Annotated in this window: 26 protein-coding genes; 14 read left to right on the top strand and 12 right to left on the bottom strand. The window is 70.9% G+C overall.

Features of this window, described 5'->3' with window-relative positions:
* The first annotated feature begins 18 nt into the window (after nt 1-18).
* From BAY60_RS01860 to BAY60_RS01845, 4 genes are all read left to right on the top strand, one after another.
* Nucleotides 19-1,953, top strand: coding sequence for a heavy metal translocating P-type ATPase (locus BAY60_RS01860; protein ID WP_245992262.1), 1,935 nt, complete (start codon nt 19-21; stop codon nt 1,951-1,953).
* A gap of 146 nt (nt 1,954-2,099) precedes the next feature.
* Nucleotides 2,100-2,429, top strand: coding sequence for a hypothetical protein (locus BAY60_RS01855; RefSeq protein WP_211330166.1), 330 nt, complete (start codon nt 2,100-2,102; stop codon nt 2,427-2,429).
* 52 nt (nt 2,430-2,481) lie between these two features.
* A complete protein-coding gene (locus BAY60_RS01850; RefSeq protein WP_211330165.1) occupies nt 2,482-3,243 on the top strand; it encodes an Abi-alpha family protein in 762 nt (253 codons plus the stop codon).
* A gap of 229 nt (nt 3,244-3,472) precedes the next feature.
* Nucleotides 3,473-4,729, top strand: a complete 1,257-nt coding sequence (locus BAY60_RS01845) for a DUF445 domain-containing protein (RefSeq protein ID WP_112279076.1) — start codon at nt 3,473-3,475, stop codon at nt 4,727-4,729.
* A gap of 41 nt (nt 4,730-4,770) precedes the next feature.
* On the opposite strand, the gene BAY60_RS01840 is transcribed toward BAY60_RS01845, so the two are convergent.
* Together BAY60_RS01840 and BAY60_RS01835 are read right to left on the bottom strand one after the other, a co-directional pair.
* Nucleotides 4,771-5,478 (bottom strand): alpha/beta fold hydrolase, encoded by a 708-nt coding sequence (locus BAY60_RS01840; RefSeq protein ID WP_112279075.1) that lies wholly within the window; start codon nt 5,476-5,478, stop codon nt 4,771-4,773.
* Entirely contained in the window at nt 5,475-5,984 is a 510-nt protein-coding gene (locus BAY60_RS01835; RefSeq protein ID WP_112279074.1) for a pyridoxamine 5'-phosphate oxidase family protein, read from the bottom strand. Before BAY60_RS01835 ends, BAY60_RS01840 begins: the two co-directional genes overlap by 4 nt.
* An 81-nt stretch (nt 5,985-6,065) precedes the next feature.
* On the opposite strand from BAY60_RS01835, the gene BAY60_RS01830 reads away from it, so the two are divergent.
* Nucleotides 6,066-6,725 carry a winged helix-turn-helix transcriptional regulator gene (locus BAY60_RS01830; RefSeq protein ID WP_211330164.1) on the top strand — a complete coding sequence of 220 codons (660 nt, stop codon included), beginning with the start codon at nt 6,066-6,068 and terminating at the stop codon, nt 6,723-6,725.
* Here the strand turns inward: BAY60_RS01830 and BAY60_RS01825 are convergent.
* On the bottom strand, nt 6,722-7,093 hold the full coding sequence (locus BAY60_RS01825) for a glyoxalase superfamily protein (RefSeq protein ID WP_112279073.1): 372 nt from the start codon (nt 7,091-7,093) through the stop codon (nt 6,722-6,724). The genes BAY60_RS01830 and BAY60_RS01825 overlap by 4 nt on opposite strands.
* 148 nt (nt 7,094-7,241) lie before the next feature.
* Here BAY60_RS01825 and BAY60_RS01820 point away from each other — a divergent pair, with 148 nt between their 5' ends.
* Complete coding sequence (locus BAY60_RS01820; RefSeq protein WP_112279072.1) at nt 7,242-7,721, top strand: YciE/YciF ferroxidase family protein; 480 nt, start codon at nt 7,242-7,244, stop codon at nt 7,719-7,721.
* Between the two features lie 18 nt (nt 7,722-7,739).
* On the opposite strand, the gene BAY60_RS01815 is transcribed toward BAY60_RS01820, so the two are convergent.
* On the bottom strand, nt 7,740-8,426 hold the full coding sequence (locus BAY60_RS01815; protein WP_112280650.1) for a hypothetical protein: 687 nt from the start codon (nt 8,424-8,426) through the stop codon (nt 7,740-7,742).
* A gap of 48 nt (nt 8,427-8,474) precedes the next feature.
* Here BAY60_RS01815 and BAY60_RS01810 point away from each other — a divergent pair, with 48 nt between their 5' ends.
* Nucleotides 8,475-8,984 (top strand): mycothiol transferase, encoded by a 510-nt coding sequence (locus BAY60_RS01810; protein ID WP_112279071.1) that lies wholly within the window; start codon nt 8,475-8,477, stop codon nt 8,982-8,984.
* A gap of 13 nt (nt 8,985-8,997) precedes the next feature.
* Here the strand turns inward: BAY60_RS01810 and BAY60_RS01805 are convergent, their stop codons facing one another.
* Nucleotides 8,998-9,570, bottom strand: a complete 573-nt coding sequence (locus BAY60_RS01805) for an HhH-GPD-type base excision DNA repair protein (protein ID WP_112279070.1) — start codon at nt 9,568-9,570, stop codon at nt 8,998-9,000.
* Nucleotides 9,571-9,870: 300 nt separating this feature from the next.
* Here BAY60_RS01805 and ectA point away from each other — a divergent pair, with 300 nt between their 5' ends.
* The 4 genes from ectA to thpD all read left to right on the top strand — a co-directional run bounded on the left by ectA (nt 9,871) and on the right by thpD (nt 13,161).
* Nucleotides 9,871-10,413 carry a diaminobutyrate acetyltransferase gene (gene ectA, locus BAY60_RS01800; RefSeq protein ID WP_112279069.1) on the top strand — a complete coding sequence of 181 codons (543 nt, stop codon included), beginning with the start codon at nt 9,871-9,873 and terminating at the stop codon, nt 10,411-10,413.
* A 57-nt stretch (nt 10,414-10,470) separates the two neighbouring features.
* Nucleotides 10,471-11,724 (top strand): diaminobutyrate--2-oxoglutarate transaminase, encoded by a 1,254-nt coding sequence (ectB, locus tag BAY60_RS01795; protein WP_112279068.1) that lies wholly within the window; start codon nt 10,471-10,473, stop codon nt 11,722-11,724.
* 31 nt (nt 11,725-11,755) lie between these two features.
* Nucleotides 11,756-12,166, top strand: a complete 411-nt coding sequence (locus BAY60_RS01790; protein ID WP_112279067.1) for an ectoine synthase — start codon at nt 11,756-11,758, stop codon at nt 12,164-12,166.
* A gap of 92 nt (nt 12,167-12,258) precedes the next feature.
* Nucleotides 12,259-13,161, top strand: a complete 903-nt coding sequence (gene thpD, locus BAY60_RS01785; protein ID WP_112279066.1) for an ectoine hydroxylase — start codon at nt 12,259-12,261, stop codon at nt 13,159-13,161.
* 354 nt (nt 13,162-13,515) lie between these two features.
* On the opposite strand, the gene BAY60_RS01780 is transcribed toward thpD, so the two are convergent.
* The 5 genes from BAY60_RS01780 to BAY60_RS01760 all read right to left on the bottom strand — a co-directional run bounded on the left by BAY60_RS01780 (nt 13,516) and on the right by BAY60_RS01760 (nt 17,012).
* Nucleotides 13,516-14,400, bottom strand: coding sequence for a hypothetical protein (locus tag BAY60_RS01780; RefSeq protein WP_112280649.1), 885 nt, complete (start codon nt 14,398-14,400; stop codon nt 13,516-13,518).
* Nucleotides 14,394-14,885 carry a DUF6932 family protein gene (locus BAY60_RS01775; protein WP_112279065.1) on the bottom strand — a complete coding sequence of 164 codons (492 nt, stop codon included), beginning with the start codon at nt 14,883-14,885 and terminating at the stop codon, nt 14,394-14,396. The genes BAY60_RS01780 and BAY60_RS01775 overlap by 7 nt, the downstream gene beginning before the upstream one ends.
* A gap of 59 nt (nt 14,886-14,944) precedes the next feature.
* A complete protein-coding gene (locus BAY60_RS01770) occupies nt 14,945-15,343 on the bottom strand; it encodes a hypothetical protein (protein WP_112279064.1) in 399 nt (132 codons plus the stop codon).
* A complete protein-coding gene (locus BAY60_RS01765) occupies nt 15,343-16,029 on the bottom strand; it encodes an OmpA family protein (RefSeq protein ID WP_112279063.1) in 687 nt (228 codons plus the stop codon). The genes BAY60_RS01770 and BAY60_RS01765 overlap by 1 nt, the downstream gene beginning before the upstream one ends.
* A gap of 176 nt (nt 16,030-16,205) precedes the next feature.
* Nucleotides 16,206-17,012 (bottom strand): SGNH/GDSL hydrolase family protein, encoded by an 807-nt coding sequence (locus BAY60_RS01760; RefSeq protein ID WP_112279062.1) that lies wholly within the window; start codon nt 17,010-17,012, stop codon nt 16,206-16,208.
* A 227-nt stretch (nt 17,013-17,239) separates the two neighbouring features.
* Here BAY60_RS01760 and BAY60_RS01755 point away from each other — a divergent pair, with 227 nt between their 5' ends.
* Nucleotides 17,240-17,920, top strand: a complete 681-nt coding sequence (locus BAY60_RS01755) for a DUF3159 domain-containing protein (protein ID WP_112279061.1) — start codon at nt 17,240-17,242, stop codon at nt 17,918-17,920.
* A 38-nt stretch (nt 17,921-17,958) separates the two neighbouring features.
* Here BAY60_RS01755 and BAY60_RS01750 read toward each other — a convergent pair whose 3' ends face one another.
* Together BAY60_RS01750 and BAY60_RS01745 are read right to left on the bottom strand one after the other, a co-directional pair.
* Entirely contained in the window at nt 17,959-18,921 is a 963-nt protein-coding gene (locus BAY60_RS01750) for an N-acetylglucosamine kinase (RefSeq protein WP_245992260.1), read from the bottom strand.
* On the bottom strand, nt 18,918-19,934 hold the full coding sequence (locus BAY60_RS01745) for an SIS domain-containing protein (protein WP_112279060.1): 1,017 nt from the start codon (nt 19,932-19,934) through the stop codon (nt 18,918-18,920). Before BAY60_RS01745 ends, BAY60_RS01750 begins: the two co-directional genes overlap by 4 nt.
* A 144-nt stretch (nt 19,935-20,078) precedes the next feature.
* Here BAY60_RS01745 and BAY60_RS01740 point away from each other — a divergent pair, with 144 nt between their 5' ends.
* Both BAY60_RS01740 and BAY60_RS01735 read left to right on the top strand, forming a co-directional pair.
* Nucleotides 20,079-20,837 carry a GntR family transcriptional regulator gene (locus BAY60_RS01740; RefSeq protein WP_112280647.1) on the top strand — a complete coding sequence of 253 codons (759 nt, stop codon included), beginning with the start codon at nt 20,079-20,081 and terminating at the stop codon, nt 20,835-20,837.
* The gene (locus BAY60_RS01735) at nt 20,837-22,258 is read left to right on the top strand and encodes an MFS transporter (protein ID WP_112279059.1); all 1,422 of its coding nucleotides are present in this window, start codon (nt 20,837-20,839) and stop codon (nt 22,256-22,258) included. The genes BAY60_RS01740 and BAY60_RS01735 overlap by 1 nt, the downstream gene beginning before the upstream one ends.
* Nucleotides 22,259-22,327 lie beyond the last annotated feature (69 nt).

Here is a 22,327-nt window from a genome sequence, read left to right as displayed (position 1 = left end):
GCAGGTATTGTCCGAGGCGTGACTTCGATCTGGCGGCTTGCTGAGATCCGTTGGGCCGCGCTCGCCACGGCCCTGTTCGCCGCGGGCGCGCTGACCCAGCTCGCCGGTGGCCCGGCCTGGGCCTGGTGGTCGCTCTACCTGGCCTGCTACCTCGCGGGCGGCTGGGAGCCCGCGCTGGCCGGGCTGCGCGCGCTGCGCGACCGTTGCCTCGACGTCGACCTGCTGATGGTGGTGGCCGCGATCGGCGCAGCGGCGATCGGTCAGGTCTTCGACGGCGCGCTGCTCATCGTCATCTTCGCCACCTCCGGTGCGCTGGAGGCGTTCGCCACCCGGCGCACCGAGGACAGCGTGCGCAGCCTGCTCGACCTGGCGCCGCCGCGCGCCACGCTGCTCACCGGCGACGGCGGCGAGCAGGTGGTGGACACCGCCGAGCTCGGTGTCGGCGACCTCGTGCTCGTCCGGCCCGGCGAGCGCATCGGCGCCGACGGCCTGGTGGTCGGCGGGCAGAGCGAGGCGGACCAGTCGACGATCACGGGAGAGCCGCTGCCGGTGGCCAAGGCCGAGGGCGACGAGGTGTTCGCGGGCACGCTCAACGGCGCGGGCACCCTCACGGTCAAGGTGAGCAGGCCCGCCGCCGAGACCGTCGTGGCGCGGATCGTCGCCATGGTCGAGGAGGCGTCGGCCACCAAGGCGCCGACGCAGCTGTTCGTGGAGCGGATCGAGCAGCGCTACTCCGTCGGCGTCGTGGTGGCCACCCTTGCGCTGTTCGGCATCCCGCTGCTGCTCGGCGCCGACCTGCAGTCGGCGCTGCTGCGGGCCATGACGTTCATGATCGTGGCCTCGCCGTGTGCCGTGGTGCTGGCGACGATGCCGCCGCTGCTCGCGGCCATCGCCAACGCCGGGCGGCGGGGCGTGCTGGTGAAGTCGGCGGTGGTGCTGGAACGGCTGGGCACCGCGACCACGGTCGCGTTCGACAAGACCGGCACGCTCACGACCGGCGTGCCCCGGCTCACCGGTGTGTACCCGGGCGACGGTTTCGGCACGCAGGACCTGCTCGCGCTGGCCGCCGGCGCGGAGCACGCGAGCGAGCACCCACTTGGCCGCGCGATCGTGGCCGCCGCCAGGGCGGACGGCGTCGCGGTGCCCCGCGCAGGCGAGTTCACCGCCCTGCCCGGCAGGGGCGTGCGGGCGCGCGTGGGTGAGCACCTCGTCGAGGTCGGCAGCGCGACCCGGCTCGGCGGCGCCGAGGCCGCCGCCGGGGTCGAGAGTGCCGGCCAGACGGCGGTGGTCGTGCGCGTCGACGGGCGGCTCGCCGGGGTGCTGGCCCTGGCCGACCAGGCGCGGCCGGACGCCGCGGCCTGCGTCGCCCGGCTGCGATCGGTGACCGGCCGGTCACCGGTGCTGCTCACCGGCGACAACGCGCGGGCCGCGCAGCGGCTCGCCTCCGAGACCGGCATTCGTGACGTGCGGGCGGGGCTGTTGCCGGAGGACAAGGTCGCCGCCGTGCGGCAACTCGAGGCGGCCGGTGAGCGGGTGCTGGTCGTCGGCGACGGGGTCAACGACGCACCGGCCCTGGCCGCCGCGCACGCCGGGGTCGCCATGGGGCAGGCAGGTGCCGACGTCACGCTGGAGACCGCCGACGCGGTGATCGTGCGGGACCGGCTGGCCATGGTTCCCGAGGTGCTCGAACTGTCCCGGAGGGCCCGCCGGTTCGTCCGCGCCAACCTGGTGCTCGCGGGCACGTTCATCGTGGTGCTCGTGGCCTGGGACATCCTCGGCCACCTCCCGCTGCCGCTCGGGGTGGCCGGGCACGAGGGCTCCACGATCCTCGTGGCGCTCAACGGTCTGCGCCTGCTGCGCACGAAACGCCGGCGAAACGTCGATGCCGACGATCGGAGTAGTGCGGTTCCCACTCGATTGCCGGAATCAGCGCGCAAACGGTCCAGCCGATAATCAGCGCGTCGGGGTCGTGTGCTTTCCGATCTATCATGGTGTGGCTTTCACCGGGGTTGGGGGAAGGTGCACGATGGACTTCGGCGACATGGTTGACTGCCCGCGCTGCCACGGCTCCGGGCTGGCCCCCAACCGGAAGGATCCGTGTGGCAACTGCGGAGGGCTCGGGCAGGTCCCCAAGTAGCGACTGCCCGTTGTGTCACGGCTCCGGGGAGCTGAGCTGGCAGCAGCCCCAGCCGTCGTCCGGCGTGCTGCGCACGGTGGAGATGCCGTGCCCGCACGGGTGCGGGGACCACTGGAAGCACCCGCACGCCGAACGCGACCGCGTGGTGGAGCAGCGGCCGGACGCCGAGACCGGGAGCCCGGAGCGCGTGGCGGGCAACGCCGCCGAAGCCAACCGCATCGGCGCCGACTTCATCCGCGACGCGCTGGAGAACTGGGGCTTTCTCGGCGACGGCCGTCGCCGGCCGGAGTAACCGTTTCGGACACCGAGGCTGCGGGCCGGGCGGCGGACATTAGCCTGTTGACGTGAACTCGGACGATCTGGCACGGCGCGCGGGCAGGATCGCGGGGTGGGCCGCGCGGACGGGCTACACGCTGGGCAAGCGCCTGCCCGGCGCGGACGCCGCGGAACGGAACCTGCGGTCGCTGGAGCACAGGGCGCTCAGCGAGCTGCGCAGGCGGCTGGAGGCGGCCGACGACCCCTACCTGGCGACGCTCAAGGAGGCGCCCGCGGCGACCCACCAGGTCAGCGGTAACGGGCGCGGCACCACGGTGACCGTCGTGGCGCCGCCCGACCCGCTGCGGGCGGCGATGGCGGAGTTGCTGAACCGCTCGGCCAACCTCACCCGCGAGCGAGCCCGCGACTACCTCTACGCCGTCATTCTTCGCCAGCTCACGCCGGACGAGGCGCGCATCCTGTCCGCCCTGTCGGACGGGTCGCCGTTTCCGCTGGTGGACGTGGCCGAGCGCGCCGGACTCGGCGCTGGCCGGGTGGTGTTGCGCAACGCCTCGACCGTCGGCAAGGCCGCCGGGGTGTCGCTGCTCGACCACGTTCCCGCCTATCTCACTCGCCTCGTCGGCTTCGGGCTTGCCGACATCGACGAGGAGGCACCGGCGCTGAGCACGCAGTACGAGATCCTGCTGACCGACGAGACCGTCCGGGCCGCGGAACGCCTGGCCAAACGCCCACGCTTCATCCGCAGAACGGTGCGCATCTCCCCGCTCGGCGTGGCCTTCTGGCAGGCCTGCGACCCGTCCCGCACGGGAGCCGAGCCACCGAGCCGATAACCCACCGGAACCAATCCCGGGAAACTCCCCAATGCGGCATTGGTGGCGCTCAACGCTACGAATGCCGCATTGGGGAAGTTGAACGCTACGAATGCCACATTGGGGAGCTTGGGGCGACCCGGGGCACACAACGGCCGCTAGCTGGGGTTATGCCGGTGCAAGCAGGTGCGTGACGCCCACATCCGTGTGATCATGTCCCCCACATCGGTGGAGACGACGGTGGTGCCGGATGGGCGAGTTCCTGCGCGGGGTCGTGGACGACTTCCTGCAGCACTGGCCCGTCTATGCCTCCATCCCCGTGGTCGCCGCGCTGATCGGCTACCTCACCAAGCTGGTCGCCATCCGCATGATGTTCCAGCCACTGGAGTACGTCGGCCTCAAGGCGGGCAACCGGCGCCTGCTCGGCTGGCAGGGCATCGTCCCGAAGCGCGCCGCCCGCATGGCGAGCATCGCCTGCGACACCATGACCCAGCAGCTCATCCGGCCCGCGGACGTGGTGGACCGGCTCGACGCCGAACGCATCGCCAAGGAGATCGAGCGGCCCCTGCTGGCCGCCACCGAGGAGATCGTCACCGAGATCGCCGCCGAGTACCAGCCCGGGCTGTGGGAGTCGCTGCCCCGCCGCGTCCAGCGCCTGGTGATCAGCCGGGTGCAGGCGGAGGCGCCGAAGATGGTCGCCTCCGTGCTGGAGGCCATCAAGGCCGACGTCGAGTCGGTGTTCGACCTCAAGGACATGGTCGTCACCAGCCTCGTCAAGGACAAGGCGCTGCTCAACCGCATCTTCCGCGAGGCAGGCCGCAAGGAGTTCCAGTTCATCGCCCGCTCCGGGCTGTTCTTCGGCGGGCTCATCGGCATCGTCCAGCTCGTGGTCTGGCTGCTGTTCAAAGTGCCGATCATCATGCCGCTGTTCGGCCTCTTCATCGGCTGGTTCACCGACTGGCTCGCCCTCAAGATGATCTTCCATCCGAAGCAGCCGGTGCGGTACTTCGGGCTGTTCGAGTGGCAGGGCCTGTTCCTCAAACGCAGGGCCGAGGTGTCCGAGGCCTACGCCGGCCTGATCGCGAAGGAGATCATCACCCCGCACAACGTCATCGAGGCGGTGCTGCGCGGCCCGCTGTCGGACAAGGTCGTCGGGCTCATCCAGCGGCAGGTGGACGACGAGCTGGCCAGGCAGGCGAGCTTCGCCAAGCCGCTCGTGGTGATGGCCGTCGGCAGCAGGCGCTATCAGGAGATGAAGCTGCGCATCTCCGAGCTCATCATGGCCCGGCTGCCGGAGACCATGCACTACATCGAGGACTACGCCTCCGACGCCATGGACATCCGCAACACGCTGGTGGCCAAGATGCGCGACCTGGACTCCGACGAGTTCGAGGGCCTGCTGCGCCCGGCGTTCCAGCAGGACGAGTGGATCCTGATCCTGACCGGTGCCCTGCTCGGTGCCCTCTGCGGTGAGCTGCAGGTGCAGGTGGTGCTCCACCTCACCTAGCCGCGGCGACACCGGCAGGCCACAGTGGACGCCAGGGTGGCTCAGCCGCGCAGCGCCACCCAGTAGCCGTGCAGGCGTTCGGCCAGCTCGACGGGCCTGGCCAGTGCGGGCAGGTGCCCGCCGTCCATCTCGTCGGGCACGATGCCAAGCCGGTCACGGACCACGCGGCGCTGGAACTCGGCGGGAAACAGCCGGTCGTCGCGGCACAGCAGGAACCTCGTCGGCACGTCCGGCCACGCGGCCAGGGGCCACGGCTTCGCGAACGGCGTGCCGGACTGCTCCTTCTCACCCCTGGCGAACGCCTCCGCCACCACGTCGTCGGGCACGTCGTGGAAGAACAGCTCCTTCAGATCCGGCTCGCCACCCACCGGCCTGCCCTCGCGCTCGGCTTTGGCGCGCGCCGCCTCCGGCTGGCCGGTGGCCTCCCACCACTCGCCGGGTGACTCGCCCGGAGCCGGGGTCATCGCGGCGACCAGGATCATCAGCTCCACCGGCACCTGCTCGCACACCAGCGGCGCGGTGAACCCGGCCATCGACTGCGCGACGAGCACGACCTGGCGGCGCTCACCGATCACGGAAACGACCGTGGCGGCGTACTCGGCCAGCCCGGCGGCGTCGTCGTCACACGGCAGGTCGACGGCGAGCACCTCGTGCCCCCGATTCCGCAGCTCGGGCACCACCCGGTGCCAGTACCAGGAGTCGGAGCCGGCGCCGGGCAGCAGGACGAAGGTCGCGCTCGCCGTGGTCATGCCAGTGCCTTCGACAGCGGAGCGGGCAGCCGGGTCTGGAAGTCGATCACGCCGACCCACGCGGGGCGCAGCGCGATCCGCACCATGCGCGCACCCATCCGCCGCGCGTCGGCGGTGGCCGCCTCGGCCTGCTCGGCGCCGTAGTAGCGGCGCTGCGCGAGCACGTACTCCTCCAGCACACCGTCTACTTCGGTCAGCTCGGCCCTGCCGCGCAGCAACAGCACCTCGGGCGGCGCCGCGGTGGTGTCGATGGTGACCGCGAGATCCGGCTTCGCGCGCAGCGCGGTGACCTTCGCGCTGGGGGCGAAGGTGGGCAGGACGAGTTCCTCGCCAGTCCAGTGGAACAGCATGGGCAGCACGCGGGGCGTGCCGTCGTGGGCGACGTAGGCGATGCGGGCGAGTTCGCGGGAGGCGAGCAGCCGCTGGGCGACCTCCGTCTCCAGCAACCCGACGTCTCCCTGGGGCAGTCTCAACGCGTCGGCCGGGCCACGCTCCTGAGGTGTCATGGTGCCTCCTCCTCTGCGGGAGTCCTAAATTAGCACCGATGGTTCCTATTTTGGAAGTGGACAGTGCGATAGAGTTACCGCATGGCGGGCAAGCGCAACTACGACGATCCGTGCGGGGTGGCCAGGGCGCTGAACCTCGTGGGTGAGCGCTGGGCTCTGCTCGTGGTCCGGGAACTGCTGTTCGGCCCCAAACGGTTCACCGACCTGCGCGCGGGGTTGCCTGCCGCGAGCCAGAACGTGCTGTCCACCCGGCTCAGGGAACTGGAGGAGGCCGGGATCGTGGCGCGCAGGCGGCTCGGGCCACCGGCGAGCACGTGGGTCTACGAGCTGACCGAGCTGGGGCGGGGGCTGGAGCCGGTGCTGCTGTCGCTCGCCACCTGGGGCAGCAGGTTGCCGAGGCCGGAGGGGTCGGAGCTCAGTCTCGACGCGCTCATGCTCGCCCTGCGCACCACCTTCGACCCCGAGCGGGCCGGGCAGCTGCGCGTGTTGTGCGAACTGCGACTCGGCGAGGACACCTTCCATGCCAGGGTCGCCGACGGGGCGTTCCGCGTCAGCCGGGATGCGTCCGGCAGGCCCGACGCCGTCATCGAGACGACGGCGCCCGCGCTGCGTGCCCTGGTCTTCGGCGGCGCCCGGCTCACCGCGGCCGTCCGGCGCGGCGACGTCCGCGTGGAGGGCGACCGCATGGCCGCGGAGCGGTTCCTCGGGTTGTTTCCCCGCCCCGCGACCCTCGCCCGCTAGGACCGCGGCGGGAGCTGCTGCACGGCCCAGGAGTTGCCGTCCGGGTCGGAGAAGAACAGGAACCGCCCCCACGGGAAGTCCTGCACGTCGCCCACGTCCACGCCCCGGCCCGCCAGCTCGGCCCTCGCCGCCTCGATGTCGGAGACCACCAGCTGCAGGCCCTCCACCGAGCCCGGCGGCCTCTCGGTCAGCCCGGTCCCGATCGCGATCGAGCACGCCGAGCCGGGCGGGGTCAGCTGCACGAACCGCAGGTTGTCGTCCACCTGGTGGTCGTGGTCGGCGACGAAGCCCACCTGCTCGGTGTAGAAGGCCTTCGCCTTGTCCACGTCGGATACCGGGACCGCCACCAGCTCGAGCTTGAAATCCATCGTCACGTCTCCTCTCGATGTGCCGTTCACGCTACGGCGCATTGCGGTCATGTCCCGTCCGCAATCAAGGTCGTTTGTCGCCGGAACGTCGCCGGGTAGCCACAGCCCGGAATCCGACAGCCGACATCGTGCGGAAAGGAGTGTGCTGATGAGCAGTCGCGACCAGCTGATCACGTGGCTCAACGACGCCTACGCCATGGAGCAGGCGCTCGAGGAGACCCTGCGCGGCCACGCCAAGGACGCCAAGGACGAGCCCGACGTGCAGGCCCGCATCGAGCAGCACATCGAGGAGACCCGGAGCCAGGCGACGGCCGTGCGCGAGTGCATCGAGTCGCTCGGCGGCAGCGTCTCGGGAGCCAAGGCGGCGTTCGCCACGATGTTCGGCTCCATGCAGGGGCTGGCCAACAAGCCGATGGGCGACACGATGGTCAAGAACGCCATCGCCGACTACGCCGCCGAGCACTTCGAGATCGCCACCTACCGTGCGCTGATCGACGCCGCGAACGAGGTCGGCGAGCAGGAGGTCAGCAGGCGGCTCACCGAGATCCTGCGCCAGGAGGAGGAGATGGCGCGGTTCCTGGAGCAGAAGCTGCCCGGCGCGGTGAAGGGCGCACTCGCTTCGGCCTGACCCGCCGGTCCGGTGACCTCAGCGGCGGCGGGCCGTGAACAGCGAGTCCGGCATCGGCTCGTCGACCGCGTGGATCACCACCTCGTGGCCCGCGCCGGCGTGTGAGCCGCCCAGTTCCTCGGTGTAGACGCAGACCCCGGTTGCGGCATCGAGGCGCACGCGGTGCGCGTCGGCGTAGCGGAGGCCGGGGTCGCGTTCGCGCAGCACGGGGCCACCGGCCTCGGCCTCCCAGTTCTCGCTGACCTCGGAGAACAACAGCGGGCAGCAGGAGCAGCGCGGATCGTAGGCGGCTGTCGGGAGGAGATCGGCCTGCCACGCCGTCCTGCCGTGCGCGGTGACCTCGGTGAGCCTGCTGATCCACACCGGCGCGACGGCGGGATCACGCGGGGTGTCCTCGCCCACGCCGTCCGCCAGCTCCACCGGGTCGAGCATGGCCACCCAGTGGTAGGTCTGGTACATCGGGTCGCCATCCGGGTCGGGATCGATCCCGGCCTGGAGTACCCGGCCATCGATGCCCTCCACCCGCAGGGCGTCCGGCCTGCGCAGCCACGCGCGCACCGCCGAGGTGTGGGAAGCGCCGACGGGATCAGCGGCATCAGCAGCATCAGCGGCACTGTCGCGCCACGTGACCGTGAAGCGCAGCGTGCGCCAGCGCTGGCGGGAGGAGCGGGCCAGGGCCCGGAAGCGGTCGGGTGTCAGGTCCACTCCGGCGAGTGTGCAGCAGAAGCCGGCGACTTCAAACACAATTGAGGCATGGGCAGTGTCGAACTCCTCAGCGACGCCTTCGGCCGGGTCCGCGAAGTGGTGCACGACGCGGTGAGCGGGCTGGACGCGGACGCGCTGGCCTACAGGGCCGACGACGAGGCGAATTCCATCGGCTGGCTCGTGTGGCATCTCACCCGCGTGCAGGACGACCACATCGCCGACGTCGCGGGCACCGACCAGGTCTGGACCGCGCAGGGCTGGGTCGAGCGCTTCGGTCTCGACCTTCCCACCGAGGACATCGGTTTCGGGCACACGCCCGACGAGGTGGCCCTGGTCCGCGTCGAGAACGCGGACCTGCTCACCGGCTACCACGACGCGGTCTGCGAGCGGACGCTCGACTACGTCAGCGAGCTGGTCGACGCCGACCTCGACGTCGTGGTGGACGAGGCGTGGGACCCGCCGGTGACGCTCGGCGTCCGGCTGGTCAGCGTCATCGGCGACGACCTGCAGCACGCGGGGCAGGCGGCGTTCGTGCGCGGGCTGCTGGAGCGCCGCTGACGGCCAAGGCGGCTCAGCTCTTCGCCGCGGCCTTCGCGGCCTTCTTGAACGCGCGGACCTCGGCCAGCGTCTCCGCGCTCGTGACGTCGGCGATCGAGCGCCGGGAGCCCTCCTCGCCGTAGGCGCCCGCAGCCTCCCGCCACCCCTCCGGGGTGACGCCAAGCTGCTTGCCGAGCAGGGCCACGAAGATCCGGGCCTTCTGGTCGCCGTAGCCGGGAAGGGCCTTGACCCGGCGGAGCACCTCCTTGCCGTCGGGCTTGCCGGACTTCCAGATCCGGTCCGCCCTGCCCTCGTAGTGCTCCAGGATGTAGTGCGCCAGCGTGTGCACCCTGCGGGCCATCGAGCCGCCGTACCGGTGAATCGCGGGCGGCTGGACGCACAGCTCCACGAACTCCTCGACGGGTGTCTCGGCGATCCGGGTGATGCTGAACTCGCCCATCCGGTCCGCGATCTTCTTCGGCCCCGCGAAGGCGTGTTCCATCGGGAACTGCTGGTCCAGCAGCAGCCCGGTGAGCAGCGCGAACGGATCGCTGCTCAGCAGCCTGTCCGCCTCGGCGTCGCCGGTGAGGTTGAGCTTCTTCGGCATGAACCCATCCTGGCACGGCGGGCCCCCGCGCGGACGGTTCTCCTGGTGAGCCCACCTGGTCACGCAGCGTGTTCGCCCGGCTGCCCTCTCGCGAAGTGGCCGATCTGCCACTACCGTGCTAGGCGAGCCGCTGGCGACGCCAGGGGTCAGCCGTGCTGTGCTCGCTACCATACCCGCCCCCATGATCGGTAGCTTCCTGTCGGCATTCTCACAGGTGTTTCTGTGTCATTGCAGGTAGGTACGTTGCCTGTGAGGTCGCCGGGCTGAGAGCGCTAACGCACTCTGTTACGTTGCATGAATATGTCCGGAAAGCACTCAATGCGTGCCAACGGCGACAATCAATCGGCGGGCCGCGTCGTGATCGAATCGCCGTCCAAAGCGGACGGAGCGTCCCTTTGGCGAATAGCGCGCGATTCACAAAAGCTTGATCTCAACTCGTCCTACGCGTACCTGTTGTGGTGTCACGATTTCGCTGACACGTCCGTTGTGGCGCGCGTCGACGGGGAGACTGTGGGCTTTGTCATCGGCTATCGCAGGCCGGGCACACCGGACAGGGCGCTGGTGTGGCAGGTCGCGGTCGACGACAGCCAGCGAGGGCGCGGCCTGGCCGGCAAGCTGCTCGACGCGCTGTTCGCCCGGCTCGTCAGCGAGGGAGTGCGGTACCTGGACACCACGGTGACGCCGGACAACGAGGCGTCGATCCGGCTGTTCCAGTCGTTCGCCAAGAGGTGGGACGCCACGCTGGAGCGGTCGGAACTGTTCGCCGCCGCTGATTTTCCGGATGCGCACGAGCCCGAGGACCTGTTCAGTATCGGTCCGCTCGCGCATCCCCCTCGTCAGTAGCGCGAGCCGTGCAAAGAAAGCGTAACAATTCGTCCGATATTGCGGGAGACGGAGCAAGTGAGCATCTTCGAAAAGCTCGAATCCGAGGTGCGCAGCTACAGCCGTGGCTGGCCCACCGTGTTCGATCGGGCGCAGGGCAGTTGGCTGTACTCCGAGGACGGTAAGGCCTACCTCGACTTCTTCGCCGGCGCAGGCGCGCTGAACTACGGGCACAACAACCCGGTGCTGAAGAAGGCGCTGATCGACTACATCGAGCGCGACGGGGTGACCCACGCGCTGGACATGTACACCGTGGCCAAGCGCGACTTCCTCGAGGCGCTGGACGAGGTCATCCTGCGGCCGCGCTCGATGGACTACAAGGTGATCTTCCCCGGCCCCGGCGGCGCCAACGCCGTGGAGGCCGCCCTGAAGCTCGCGCGGAAGGTGACCGGCAAGGAGTCGGTCATCAACTTCACCAACGCCTTCCACGGCATGACGCTGGGCGCGCTGTCGGTGACCGGCAACTCGATGAAGCGCGGCGGCGCGGGCATCCCGCTCGTGCACGCCACGCCCATGCCGTACGACAAGTACTTCGACGGCGCCTACCCGGACTTCCTGTATTTCGAGCGGCTGCTGGAGGACTCCGGCAGCGGCCTGAACGAGCCCGCCGCGGTGATCGTGGAGACCGTGCAGGGCGAGGGCGGCATCAACGCCGCGCGCCTGGAGTGGCTGCAGGGGCTTTCCGAACTCTGCGAGCGCCACGACATCCTGCTCATCCTCGACGACGTGCAGATGGGCTGCGGCCGCACCGGCCCGTTCTTCAGCTTCGAGGAGGCGGGCATCAAGCCGGACATGGTCTGCCTGTCGAAGTCGATCGGCGGCTACGGCCTTCCGCTGGCGATCACGCTGATCAGGCCCGACCTCGACGTGTGGTCGCCGGGTGAGCACAACGGCACGTTCCGTGGCATCAACCCGGCCTTCGTCACCGCCGCACAGGCCCTCCGCACCTACTGGAGCGACGACGAGCTGGAGAAGGGCACCAGGGCCAAGGGCGAGCGCGTGGCGGCCGTGTTTGAGGAGCTCGTCGCGCGGTACCCCGACACCGGCCTCATCGCGAAGGGCCGCGGCCTCGCCCGGGGTCTGGAGTTCCCCTCCGGCGAGGTGGCCGGGAAGGTGTGTGCGGCGGCGTTCGACCGCGGCCTGCTGATGGAGACCTCCGGTCCCGACGGCGAGGTCGTGAAGCTGCTGCCCGCACTCACCACCACCGACGCCGAGATCAAGCAGGGGCTGGACATCATCACCGAGTCCGTCGACGCCGTCCTGTCCCACTGACCCGGCAACGCACTACAGGAAGGAACGCGCCTTGATCGTCCGTAGCCTCGACGAGATCACCGACACCGACGCCGACATCAAGACTCCCAACTGGCGAAGCAAGCGCATCATCCTCGCCAAGGAGAAGGCCGGTTTCTCGGTGCACGAGACGACCTTGTACGCGGGCACCGTGAACGACTTCTGGTACGCCAACCACATCGAGGCGGTGTTCGTCATCGAGGGCGAGGGCGAGATCACCGACAAGGAGACCGGCGAGACCCACCAGCTCAAGCCCGGCTCGCTGTACCTGCTGAACAACCACGACAAGCACCAGGTGCGGCCGAAGACCGAGATGCGGACGCTGTGCGTGTTCAACCCGCCGGTCACCGGGCGCGAAGTCCACGACGAGAACGGCGTGTACCCGCTGGTCCGCGAGGACGAGGAGCCGGCGACGACTTCGTGAGGTCTCGGCCCGCGGGCCATCCCTCACGACCACCCCGAGGGGGCGCAACACCAACACCAACACAACAGTGGCACTCGTAGGAGGCGAGTAACTTGACTCTCACAGAGAGCCGGATTGAGGACACGTACCCGACCCGCGTCGCCGGTGAGGCGAAGCTGCTCGAACGCACGGACCCGACCGTGTGGGGAACGGAGAGCGACGGCCCGATGGACGCGGCCGCGCTCGCCTCGCACGACGCGAAGGGTTTCTCGATCATCGAGGGTCTGCTGTCGCCCGCCGAGGTGCAGGGCTACTGGCAGGAACTCGTGCGGCTCTCGTCGGATGAGCAACTCAAGGCCGACGAGCGCGTGATCACCGAGAAGAAGTCGGGCGACGTCCGGTCGATCTTCGAGGTGCACAAGATCAGTGAGCTGATCAGCGAGCTGGCGCGCGACCCGCGCGTGCTCGACAGGGCGAAGCAGATCCTCGGCTCGGAGGTCTACCTGCACCAGAGCCGGGTGAACTACATGCCCGGCTTCAAGGGCGCCGGCTTCTACTGGCACTCCGACTTCGAGACGTGGCACGCCGAGGACGGGATGCCGAAGCCGCGTGCGGTGAGCTGCTCGATCGCGCTGACCGACAACTACCCCTTCAACGGTGGCCTGATGGTCATGCCGGGCTCGCAGCGCACGTTCGTGCAGTGCGTGGGTGAGACGCCGGAGGACCACTACAAGGCGTCGCTGAAGGAGCAGGAGATCGGCGTGCCGAGCCAGGACGACATCACCAAGCTCGCCGCCGAGTGTGGGATCGAGCAGTTCACCGGGCCTGCGGGATCGGCGCTGTTCTTCGACTCGAACATCATGCACGGTTCGGGCAGCAACATCACGCCGTACCCGCGCAGCAACATCTTCCTGGTGTTCAACAGCATCGAGAACGCGCTCGTGGAGCCCTTCGCCGCCAAGGCTCCGCGCCCGACGTTCATCGGCGCGAGGGACTTCACCCCGCTGACCCGCTGACCCGGCGGTACCCGACTGGTTGCAGGCTGTGCAGGGGCGGTTGTAGCCGTCTCTGCGCAGCCTGTTACCGTGTCGCCACCTCGTTGGGCGTGATGAACGAGGCAGTTGTTGCCAAAGTGGCGCGGGGTGTTCCTTTGCTCGGGGTGAGCCTCGCGCCTTCGGGGTGGTGACGACGAAGTACCACCGAGTACGGCCCCGCGCCATCAGATCGGGACTGATGGCACGGGGCCGTATTCGTCTGTCCACCTGGCGTCGGGTGGTACCCCGGCGTCGTGCTGGCGGACTCCGCGGTTTCGCGCGTTCCGCGTACTGCCTACCGACAGCTGACCTCCGGCCTTCCGGTTCGGCAGGCCGTCAGGAGACCTCGAACAGGCCGGTCTCGGAGTGGATCTGCAGCAGCTCGTACACGGGACGCCCACGACGGCCGTCGATCGTGGTCGTGCGCACCACGCGCAGGCGCGCGGTCACCGGCCGGTCGAGGTTGAGCTTGATCTCGTCGAGCAGGTCGGGCGCCACGGCGCCCTGGATGGTGCTGCCGGTGTCGCGCTCCAGGTAGAAGATGCGCCGCCGGGTGCGCACGCCGTCGAGCCTGCCGGTCACCGTCTCGTAGCCGACGTCCTCGCGCGACTCCCGCAGGCTGCTCTGCAGCACCCTGGCCTGCTCGGTGGTCATGCTGCGGGTCAGGTCCTCGCCCGCCGTCGGCGTGAGCGACAGCCCGATGCCCGAGTTCTTGGTGACGGCGTTGACGATGTCGCTCACCGCGTTGCGCACGGTGTCGCGCTGGAGCAGCACGGCGTCCAGCGCGCCGTCGTCGGAGCCGTTGGCAGGCAGGAAGTCGCACAGTTCCTTCACCGCCCGCTCGGACAGCGTCTCGATGCCGTCGGAGATCAGCGCGTCCGGCGCCGACGTCTCCGGGAAACCGAAGAACATCGCGTTGCCCGCGAGGCCGCGCTGGATCAGCGGCGCCTTCTCCCGGTCGGCTGGCTGCACGTAGGTGATCTCGCCGTGCGGGTTGCGGATGATGTGCCCGATCTTGGCGGTGGCGTCCTGCACGGCCTTGCTGATGTCGGAGAAGGTGTAGGCGTCGACCTGCGTGGAGCCCAGCAGCGACACCCGCAGCAGCGGGGAGCGGCAGGTGCGCTCGAACTTGGCGTGCGCGGCCATCGCCGACGCCCTCGCCAGGTCGTCGAGCCACGTGCCGCCGGGGATGTTCTCGGACAGTTCGCGAAAGCTCACCAGGTCACCTCCGCGAAGCCCTTCACCGAGCCCGGGCTCAGCCCCCGCGACCAGGTGGCCTCCCAGATCTCCTCGTCGCCCGGATGGCACAGGAAGCCGTCGAGCAGGCCGCCGACCGGCTGCACCTGCTCCAGGTACATCGCCGGCTGCTCGGCGATCACGCCGCGCAACGTGAGCATCCCGTAGAGGGCGGCCCTGGCGGGCCCGTCGAGCCGTTTGAGGCTGCCCCAGTCGTCGGGGATGAGCACCACGTCGACGTCGTTCGGGATCTCCTCGGTGCGGGTGGTGATGCTGCCGCCGACCCAGGCCCGGCCCGACGGGATCAGCCTCGCCACCACACCGAGGTAGCCGCTGAGCGCGCTGAACAGGATCTCCCGCTCGTTGCGGTACGGGGCGTCCCAGACGAATCGCTCGTACAGGTCGGAGAGATCAGCGGGATGCCGACCCGGTGGAAGAACGTTCTCCGAGGTCCAGTGCGGGAGCGGCATTCAGTGCGTTCCTTACCTAACCTGCCTTGACCTGGTTGAAGGAACTTATCAGCCGCACCTCAGCCGCTGTGGCGCGGCCGCCAGTCCTCGCTCTCGGCGACGTCCTGCTCGTCCGGCCACTCGTTGCGCTGATGCCACTCGCGGCGGGTGGGCAACGTGCCCTCGCGGTGCCCGAGGTCCGGTGGCCCCGCCTCGTCCGGTCCGGGCTCCGGTTCGGGGCCCGGACCGGGCTCCGGCGCGCGCGTCGCGGCGGTGGGCAGCTGCTGGGTCTCCTCGGCGGCGAGCGGCGGGTTGACCGGCGGGGGCGCGGGCGCCGGAGCCTCGCCGGCCGGTTCGCCGGCCTGCTCGCGGTCTCGCGTGCGCCCGCGCGTCTGGGTGAGCACCAGCGCCGTCAGACCCGCACCCAGCGCGAAGGAGAGCAGCAGCCAGAGCCAGATCTGGCCGAACAACCACAGCATCAGTCCCCACCCCTCACCGTGATCTCGACGCGGCGGTCGGCGCTCTGGTCGCCCGTCGGCGTGCGAGGCCGGGTGTCGCCGTAGCCGACGGCGCTCACGCGGTCGTTGGCGATACCGGCCGCGATGAGCCGCCGTGCCACGGTGTCGGCCCGCTGCCGCGACAGCTCCCGCGCCGCCCGAGGGTCGCCGCCCGGCACGCGTGCGACGTGCCCGCCGACCTCGAACTCCAGGTCGGTGGGCGCGGAGCCGAGCACGTCGACGACGTCCGACACCGCCTGCTCACCCTGCGGGGTGAGCACGGCGGTGTCCGGCTGGAAGGTGATCGGCTGCCCGGCGAGCACGCCGTCGAGCTCGGCCTGTAGCCGGTCCCTGGGGTTTCGCGGCTGGGCCGGTGCCTCCCGGGCGGGCGCGCCGGGCGACTCCACCGTGCGCACCCCCTCCACCGCGGCCACCACGTCGGCGGCGCGCCGCGCCTGCTCCGGCGCGACACCGCTCACCGCGGCGTCCCTGCCGTCGAAGGTGACGGTGGCGCCGGGGAGTCCGGCCGAGGCGAGAGCGCCCCTGGCGCGGCCGGCCAGGTCGGACTCGATGCGGTCGGCGCCCAGCCACGTGGCCGCGACCGCGAGCGCGCCCGTCACCACCAGCGCGAGCGGGACCAGCCACAGCCAGCCACGACCACCGGACATGAACCGACTGTAAACGGACGGGACGAGCGGCGCGAAACGAGCGAAACGCCAGCGTGGCGCGTCGCGGCCTCCCCGGATCGCCCCGCAGGCGCCGAGCCGAAGGGCACCTTGGGTACACCCGGTGTACCCGAGGTGCCCTTGGGCTCGCCGGCGGGCCCAGCTCCGGGCGCCGGAACCTAACCGTCGGCGGACTCGACCAGGTTCGACGGCGCCGCGCGCTCGGTGAGCGGCGCCAGCCGCGGACGCTTGGGGGCAAGGCCGTCACCCATCGACTGGCCCCGCAGGTGCCTGCGGATCCACGGCAGCAGGTGCGTGCGCGTCCACTCGAGGTCGGACCGGCGCAGCGTCAGCCAGGTCGCCTGCTCGGACGCGGCAGGCCACGGTTCCCTCCAGTTTTGCCCGGTGGGCACACCGAGCACCTCGGCGGTGCGCAGGGCGATCCGGCGGTGACCCTCCGCCGTGAAGTGCAGCCGGTCGTCGCTCCAGGCACGCACGTCGTGCAGCACGTCCATGGCCCACAGGTCGACGACCTTCGCCCCGTGCCGCTCCGCGATCGCCCACAGATGCGCGTTGTAGATCCCGACCTTGCCGCGCAGCATGCTCATCACCGACATCTGCTTGGTGTCGGGTCCGGTGAAGATCACGACCTCGATCCCGGCGGCCCGCAGCGTCGCGATGCCCTCCTCGAACGCCGCGGCGACGGCGTCGACGTCGGCGCCGGGGACGATGATGTCGTTGCCGCCCGCGCACACGCTCACCAGGTCGGGCTTGATGCCGAGAGCCACCGGCAGCTGCTCGGACATGATCTCGGCGAGCAGCTTGCCGCGCAGCGCGAGGTTCGCGTACCGGAATCCGGGCCTGCCCGCGGCGAGGATCTCGGCCAGCCGGTCCGCCCACCCCCGGAACGAACCGTCGGGCCACGGGTCGTGCAGCCCCTCGGTGAAGCTGTCACCGATCGCCACGTAACTGTCGAATCCGCTCACGAGCGTGTCTCCCTCCGCCAGCGCCCTGTGAAATTCATGCCCCGTCGATCAACAACCGAGGGTGCTCTTTCCATCCCCACCTACGCCACCGTCGGTTTGCTCGGACGTCATAGTTTCTTCCTCAGTCGGTGCGCCTCGCATCCGTATTACGGAATCGTGAGGTTTGCTGTGGCACGGATCGCCAGGCAAGGGTGACCTAACCTCGCTTTTCAGGCAGGCTTGGGGGCGTGACCGACAGTCCGACGACCGAACCTTCGCCGCAACGCGAGTCGCTGGCGAGCCTGCTCGGCGGGCGCAAGGGCGCGATCGACGCGAGCCTGCCGCCCGTGGCGTTCGTGGCGGGCTGGCTGGCCGCCGACCGTTCCATCGCGTGGGGAGCGGGCGTCGCCATCGCTGTGAGCGTGCTCATCGGCGGCTTCCGCCTGCTGCGGGGCGACCGGGCCAGGGCCGTGGTCGTGAGCCTTGCCGCCGTCGTCGCCGCCGCGCTGATCGCCCTGCACACCGGCCGCGCGGAGGACTTCTTCCTCATCCAGCTGCTGTCCAATGTGGCCAGCGCGCTGCTGTGGGCCGCGAGCATCGTGGTGCGCTGGCCGCTGCTCGGCGTTGTGGTCGGCTTCGCGCTCGGGCAGAAGACCCGCTGGCGCAAGGACCCGGAGCTGCTGCGCGCCTACTCGCGGGCGAGCTGGGTGTGGGTCTTCGGTCAGTACACCCTGCGTGTGCTCGTGTACGGATCGTTGTGGTGGGCGGGTCAGGTCGTGGCCCTCGGCGTGGCGCGCACGGTGCTGTCCTGGCCGCTCGTGGCCGTCACCATCGCGGTGAGCGGCTGGGTGCTGTACCGGACGCTGCCGGAGGGGCACCCGGGGCTGCGGCATCCACGACCTGCGCCTGCTCTGCGCGCCGACGAGTAAGGGGCCCCCGGCGAGGGGGAGGTCCGGGGGCCCGCTTCCTACGGTACTCGGTCCGGACGCGGTGCGTGCTCGCCGAACGCATCCACCGCGGCCAGCCAGGCGGCGCCGAGCACGCCGTCCGCGCTGAGCAGCACCGGCAGTCCGGACAGCCGTTCGCGCACGAGTGTGCCGACCGGGCTGGCCTCGCCCAGCACGCTGCCGGCCAGCACCACGGGCGTGTGCTCACCAGGCTCCCTGGTGGCGAGGGCCAGCCTCGTGAGCGCGTCGGCGGCCTGCTCGATGATCCGGCCCGCCACCGGGTCACCATCGTCGGCGGCGGCACTGACCAAGGGCGCGAAGCGGGCCAGCCGCACGGGCGGCTCGGCGTTGGCCGCCGTGATGAGCCGGTGTGCGGCGCCGGGTGCCGCGGGGCCGACACCGGCCTCGGCGAGCACCGCCCTGCCGAGCGGGCCGAGGTCGCCGGAGCCGTACAGCGCGTCCAGGGTGGTGCGCACGGCCTGCCTGCCGATCCAGAATCCGGAGCCCTCGTCGCCGAGCAGCCAGCCGTAGCCACCCGCGACCGAGGCCAGGTGGCGCTTGCGGATCCGGGCGGCGATCGAGCCGGTGCCCGCGACGACGACGGTGCCGTCCGGCTCGGCGGTGGCCGAGGCGAACGCCGCCTCGGCGTCGGACACAGGGCGCGGCCGGGCGCCGAGCCCCAGCCGGCCCCAGGCGCGCTCGAACTCGGCGGCGACGGCCGGGTCGGTGAGTTTGCTGGTGCCTGCCATGCCCACCACGCAGGCCAGCACCGAGGCGGGGGCGAGCCCCGTGAGCGCGCCCGCGATCGCCTCGGCGATGGCCGCGGCGGCGCGCTCAGGCGGGTGGGAGTTCGGGTTGCCGCCGCCCGCGCCACCGGTGCCCAGCACCCGCCCGTCGGCGGCCACGGCCAGGGCGCGGGAGGCCGTGCCACCCGCGTCGACGCCGACGACGATGCCCTCGTCGCTCCGAGATCCGATGCTCACCGCGTCTTCGTCACCTTCCGCAGCCCACGCGGGTTGTCCGGGTCGCCGCCCCGGGCCAGTGCCAGGCCGAGCGCCATGCGCTGGACCGGCAGCACCTCCAGGATCGGGGCCACCTCCTCGGCCGTCTCCGGCACCGGGATGCGCACGGCGGCGGGCATGCGCTCGGCCGCGGAGCCGACCGTGAGCACGTCCGCGCCACGGCTCGCCACCGCGTCGAGCACGTCGTGCATGGCCGCGCCGCCCTTGCCCGCGCTGGTCACGGCGAGCACCGCCGTCTCCTCGTCGACGGCGGCCACCGGCCCGTGCAGCAGGTCGGCGCCGCTGTAGGCGCGAGCGGCGAGGTAGCTGGTCTCGGCGAGCTTGAGCGAGGCCTCCAGCGCGGTCGCGTACGAGTACCCGCGGCCCGCGGTGATGACGCGGTCGGCGAAGCGGTACCGGTCGACGGCCCTGGCAACGCCCTGCGCGGACTCGTCCAGGGTGCGCCGGGCCAGGGTGCCGATGTCGCGCACGTCCTGGCCCTCGCCTCCGCGCACGGCATCGACGAGCAGGTAGAGCGCCAGCAGCGTCGCCGTGTACGTCTTGGTGGCCGCCACCGCCTGCTCCTGGCCCGCGCGCACGTCCACGGCCAGCTCCGCGACGCCGGTCAGCGGGGACGATGGTGTGTTGCTCACCGCCACCGTCAGTGCGCCGCGGCGGCGGGCGGCCTCGGTGACCTCCACCAGGTCCGGGGAGCCGCCGCTCTGGCTCACCGACACCAGCAGCACGTCGGCCAGGTCGGGGTTCGCACCGTAGAGGGTCGTGCTGGACGGCGAGACGAGCCCGGCAGGCAGCCCCAAGAGTACCTCGATCAGGTATTTCGCGTAGAGCGCGGCGTGGTCGCTGGAACCGCGGGCGGCGAGCAGCGCGAATCGTGGGGGGCGGGCGGCGATGGACCGGGCGACAGCGGCGATGTCGGCCCGTGCGGCCACGAGGCCGGCGAGCACATCGGGCTGCTCGGAGATCTCGGCCGTCATATTTCGGCCCGCGCTGCCCTCTATCACGGTAGTCCTTTCGTCACCCGACAAGGTCTAGACCAATAGTAACCACGAGCACGGCCTTCCGTGCAGGGTAGTTTTGCAGGTGAGCACAGCGTGAGGCGTTCGATGAAGGAGTCGGTCATGTTGGAGGCGGTTTCCGGCGGGGGGTCGGGTTCGGTGTCCGGCACGCGAGGCCAGCGTGAGCCGAAGTACTGGGCGCTCAAGCAGCACCTGCTGGATCTGCTCGACGCGCTTCCCGCCGGCTCGCCCATCCCCACCGAGCGGGCACTCGCGGGCGAGTTCAGCGTCTCCCGCACGACCGTCCGCCAGGCCCTCGCCGACCTGACGGCGGAGGGCAGGCTGCACCGGGTGCAGGGCAAGGGCACCTTCGCCGCCGAGCCCAAGCTGGCGCAGCGGCTCCAGCTGTCCTCCTACACCGAGGACATGCTGGCACAGGGGCGCGAGCCGTCGTCCCGGCTGCTGGAGATCGAGGAGATCGTCGCGGAGGGTGAGCTGCCGAAACTGCTCGGTATCCGCACCGGCGCGAAGGTGCTGAAGCTGCGCAGGCTCCGCCTTGCCGACGGCGAGCCGATGGCGCTGGAGACCACCCACCTTCCGCTGGCTCGCTTCCGTGGCCTGCGCAAGCAGATCACGGAGGGCGGCTCGCTCTACGCCGCGTTGCGGGAGCGCTACGGAGTGGAGATGGACCGCGCGGAGGAGACCATCGAGACCTCGCTCGCGGGCCCGGAGGAGGCCGAGCTGCTCGGCGCCGACGTCGGCATGCCGGTGCTGCTGCTCTCGCGGCACTCCTTCGCCACCGACGGCAAGCCGGTGGAGTTCGTGCGCTCGATCTACCGCGGCGACCGGTACAAGTTCGTCACCACGCTGACCCGGCCCTGATGACCGTCCGCTGGGGCAGTGCCGCCGGACGCGGTGTCCTGGCCACCACCATCCTGGGTTCCGGGATGGCGATGCTGGACGGCACCGTGGTCAACGTGGCGCTGCCCCGGATCGGCGCGGAGCTGGACGCGTCGGTCACCGGGCTGCAGTGGATCCTCGACGGCTACCTGCTGGCGCTGGCCTCGCTGATCCTCATCGCGGGCGCGCTCGGCGACCGCCACGGGCGGCGCAGGGTGTTCCAGCTCGGCGTCGTCTGGTTCGCCACGGCGTCCCTGCTGTGCGGGGTGGCGCCCAGCACCGAGCTGCTGGTCGGCGCCCGCGTGCTCCAGGGCGTCGGTGGCGCGCTGCTGACGCCGGGCTCGCTGGCGATCCTGCAGGCCTCCTTCGCTCGCGAGGACCGGGCGCGGGCGATCGGCGCGTGGTCGGGCCTCGGCGGCATCGCGGCGGCCATCGGCCCGCTCGTCGGCGGCCTGCTGGTGCAGGCGTGGTCGTGGCGGCTGGCCTTCCTCATCAACGTCCCGATCGCCGTGGTGTGCGTGTGGCTGGCCCGCCGGTACGTGCCGGAATCGTGTGACGAGCGGCGGCACGGCAGGCTCGACCTCCGCTCGGCGCTGCTCGGCGCCGCGGGGCTGGCCGGGATCACCGGCGCGCTCGTCGAGGCGCCGCCGCGCGGATTCACCGACCCGCTGGTGCTGGCCTGCGCCGGGCTCGGGGTGCTCGGGCTCGCCGTGTTCGTCGTCGTGCAGGTGCGCTCGGCGGATCCGCTCGTGCCGCCGTCGCTGTTCGCCGAGCGCACCTTCACGCTGGCCAACGGCCTCACCCTCGTCGTCTACGCGGCGTTGGGCGGGGTCATGATGCTCATGGTCCTGCAGCTGCAGACCTCACTCGGCTATTCCCCGCTGGCGGCGGGCGCGGCGGGACTTCCCATCACCGGGCTCATGCTCCTGCTTTCCGGACGCTCCGGTGCCCTGGCGCAGCGGATCGGGCCCCGGTTACAGCTCGTCGTCGGCCCGCTGCTCATCGGCGTCGGCATGGTGCTGCTGCGCCGCGTGGTGCCCGGTGCGTCCTACCTCGAGACCGTGCTGCCCGCCGTCGCCGTGTTCGGGCTCGGCCTGGCCACCGTGGTGGCGCCGGTGACGGCGACCGTGCTCGCCGCCGCCCCCGACCGGCACGCCGGAGTGGCCTCCGGTGTCAACAACGCCATCGCGCGCACCGGCACCCTGCTCGCCGTCGCGGTGCTGCCCGCCGTCGCCGGGCTCACCGGCGAGGCCTATTCCGATCCCGAGGCCTTGACGCGGGGTTGGCGAACGGCATTGTGGGTATGCGTAGGGCTCGTGGTGGCCGGATCCGCGCTCGCCGCGGGGATTCGCGGCAACGTGCTCGGCTCCGCCTCGTCACGTCAAGAGAGTGTGAGTTCCTGAAAGTCCACTGTGGACTTCGTGTTCGTGCTCACTTCCGGCAACGCCGGGAGCGTTTCCGGCGATGAATTC

Source organism: Prauserella muralis (genome assembly GCF_003202285.1).
Taxonomy (GTDB): domain Bacteria; phylum Actinomycetota; class Actinomycetes; order Mycobacteriales; family Pseudonocardiaceae; genus Prauserella_B; species Prauserella_B muralis.
The sequence above is the reverse complement of the archived record's forward strand: the minus strand, read 5'-3'. Positions and strand labels throughout refer to the sequence as shown.

Coding starts and splice junctions, on each gene's coding strand:
- BAY60_RS01845 (WP_112279076.1), top strand. CDS start 3,473: ATGGGCGAGTTCCTGCGCGGGGTCGTGGACGACTTCCTGCAGCACTGG.
- BAY60_RS01840 (WP_112279075.1), bottom strand. CDS start 5,478: ATGACCACGGCGAGCGCGACCTTCGTCCTGCTGCCCGGCGCCGGCTCC.
- BAY60_RS01835 (WP_112279074.1), bottom strand. CDS start 5,984: ATGACACCTCAGGAGCGTGGCCCGGCCGACGCGTTGAGACTGCCCCAG.
- BAY60_RS01830 (WP_211330164.1), top strand. CDS start 6,066: ATGGCGGGCAAGCGCAACTACGACGATCCGTGCGGGGTGGCCAGGGCG.
- BAY60_RS01825 (WP_112279073.1), bottom strand. CDS start 7,093: ATGGATTTCAAGCTCGAGCTGGTGGCGGTCCCGGTATCCGACGTGGAC.
- BAY60_RS01820 (WP_112279072.1), top strand. CDS start 7,242: ATGAGCAGTCGCGACCAGCTGATCACGTGGCTCAACGACGCCTACGCC.
- BAY60_RS01810 (WP_112279071.1), top strand. CDS start 8,475: ATGGGCAGTGTCGAACTCCTCAGCGACGCCTTCGGCCGGGTCCGCGAA.
- BAY60_RS01805 (WP_112279070.1), bottom strand. CDS start 9,570: ATGCCGAAGAAGCTCAACCTCACCGGCGACGCCGAGGCGGACAGGCTG.
- ectA (WP_112279069.1), top strand. CDS start 9,871: ATGTCCGGAAAGCACTCAATGCGTGCCAACGGCGACAATCAATCGGCG.
- BAY60_RS01775 (WP_112279065.1), bottom strand. CDS start 14,885: ATGCCGCTCCCGCACTGGACCTCGGAGAACGTTCTTCCACCGGGTCGG.
- BAY60_RS01770 (WP_112279064.1), bottom strand. CDS start 15,343: ATGCTGTGGTTGTTCGGCCAGATCTGGCTCTGGCTGCTGCTCTCCTTC.
- BAY60_RS01765 (WP_112279063.1), bottom strand. CDS start 16,029: ATGTCCGGTGGTCGTGGCTGGCTGTGGCTGGTCCCGCTCGCGCTGGTG.
- BAY60_RS01745 (WP_112279060.1), bottom strand. CDS start 19,934: ATGACGGCCGAGATCTCCGAGCAGCCCGATGTGCTCGCCGGCCTCGTG.
- BAY60_RS01740 (WP_112280647.1), top strand. CDS start 20,079: ATGTTGGAGGCGGTTTCCGGCGGGGGGTCGGGTTCGGTGTCCGGCACG.
- BAY60_RS01735 (WP_112279059.1), top strand. CDS start 20,837: ATGACCGTCCGCTGGGGCAGTGCCGCCGGACGCGGTGTCCTGGCCACC.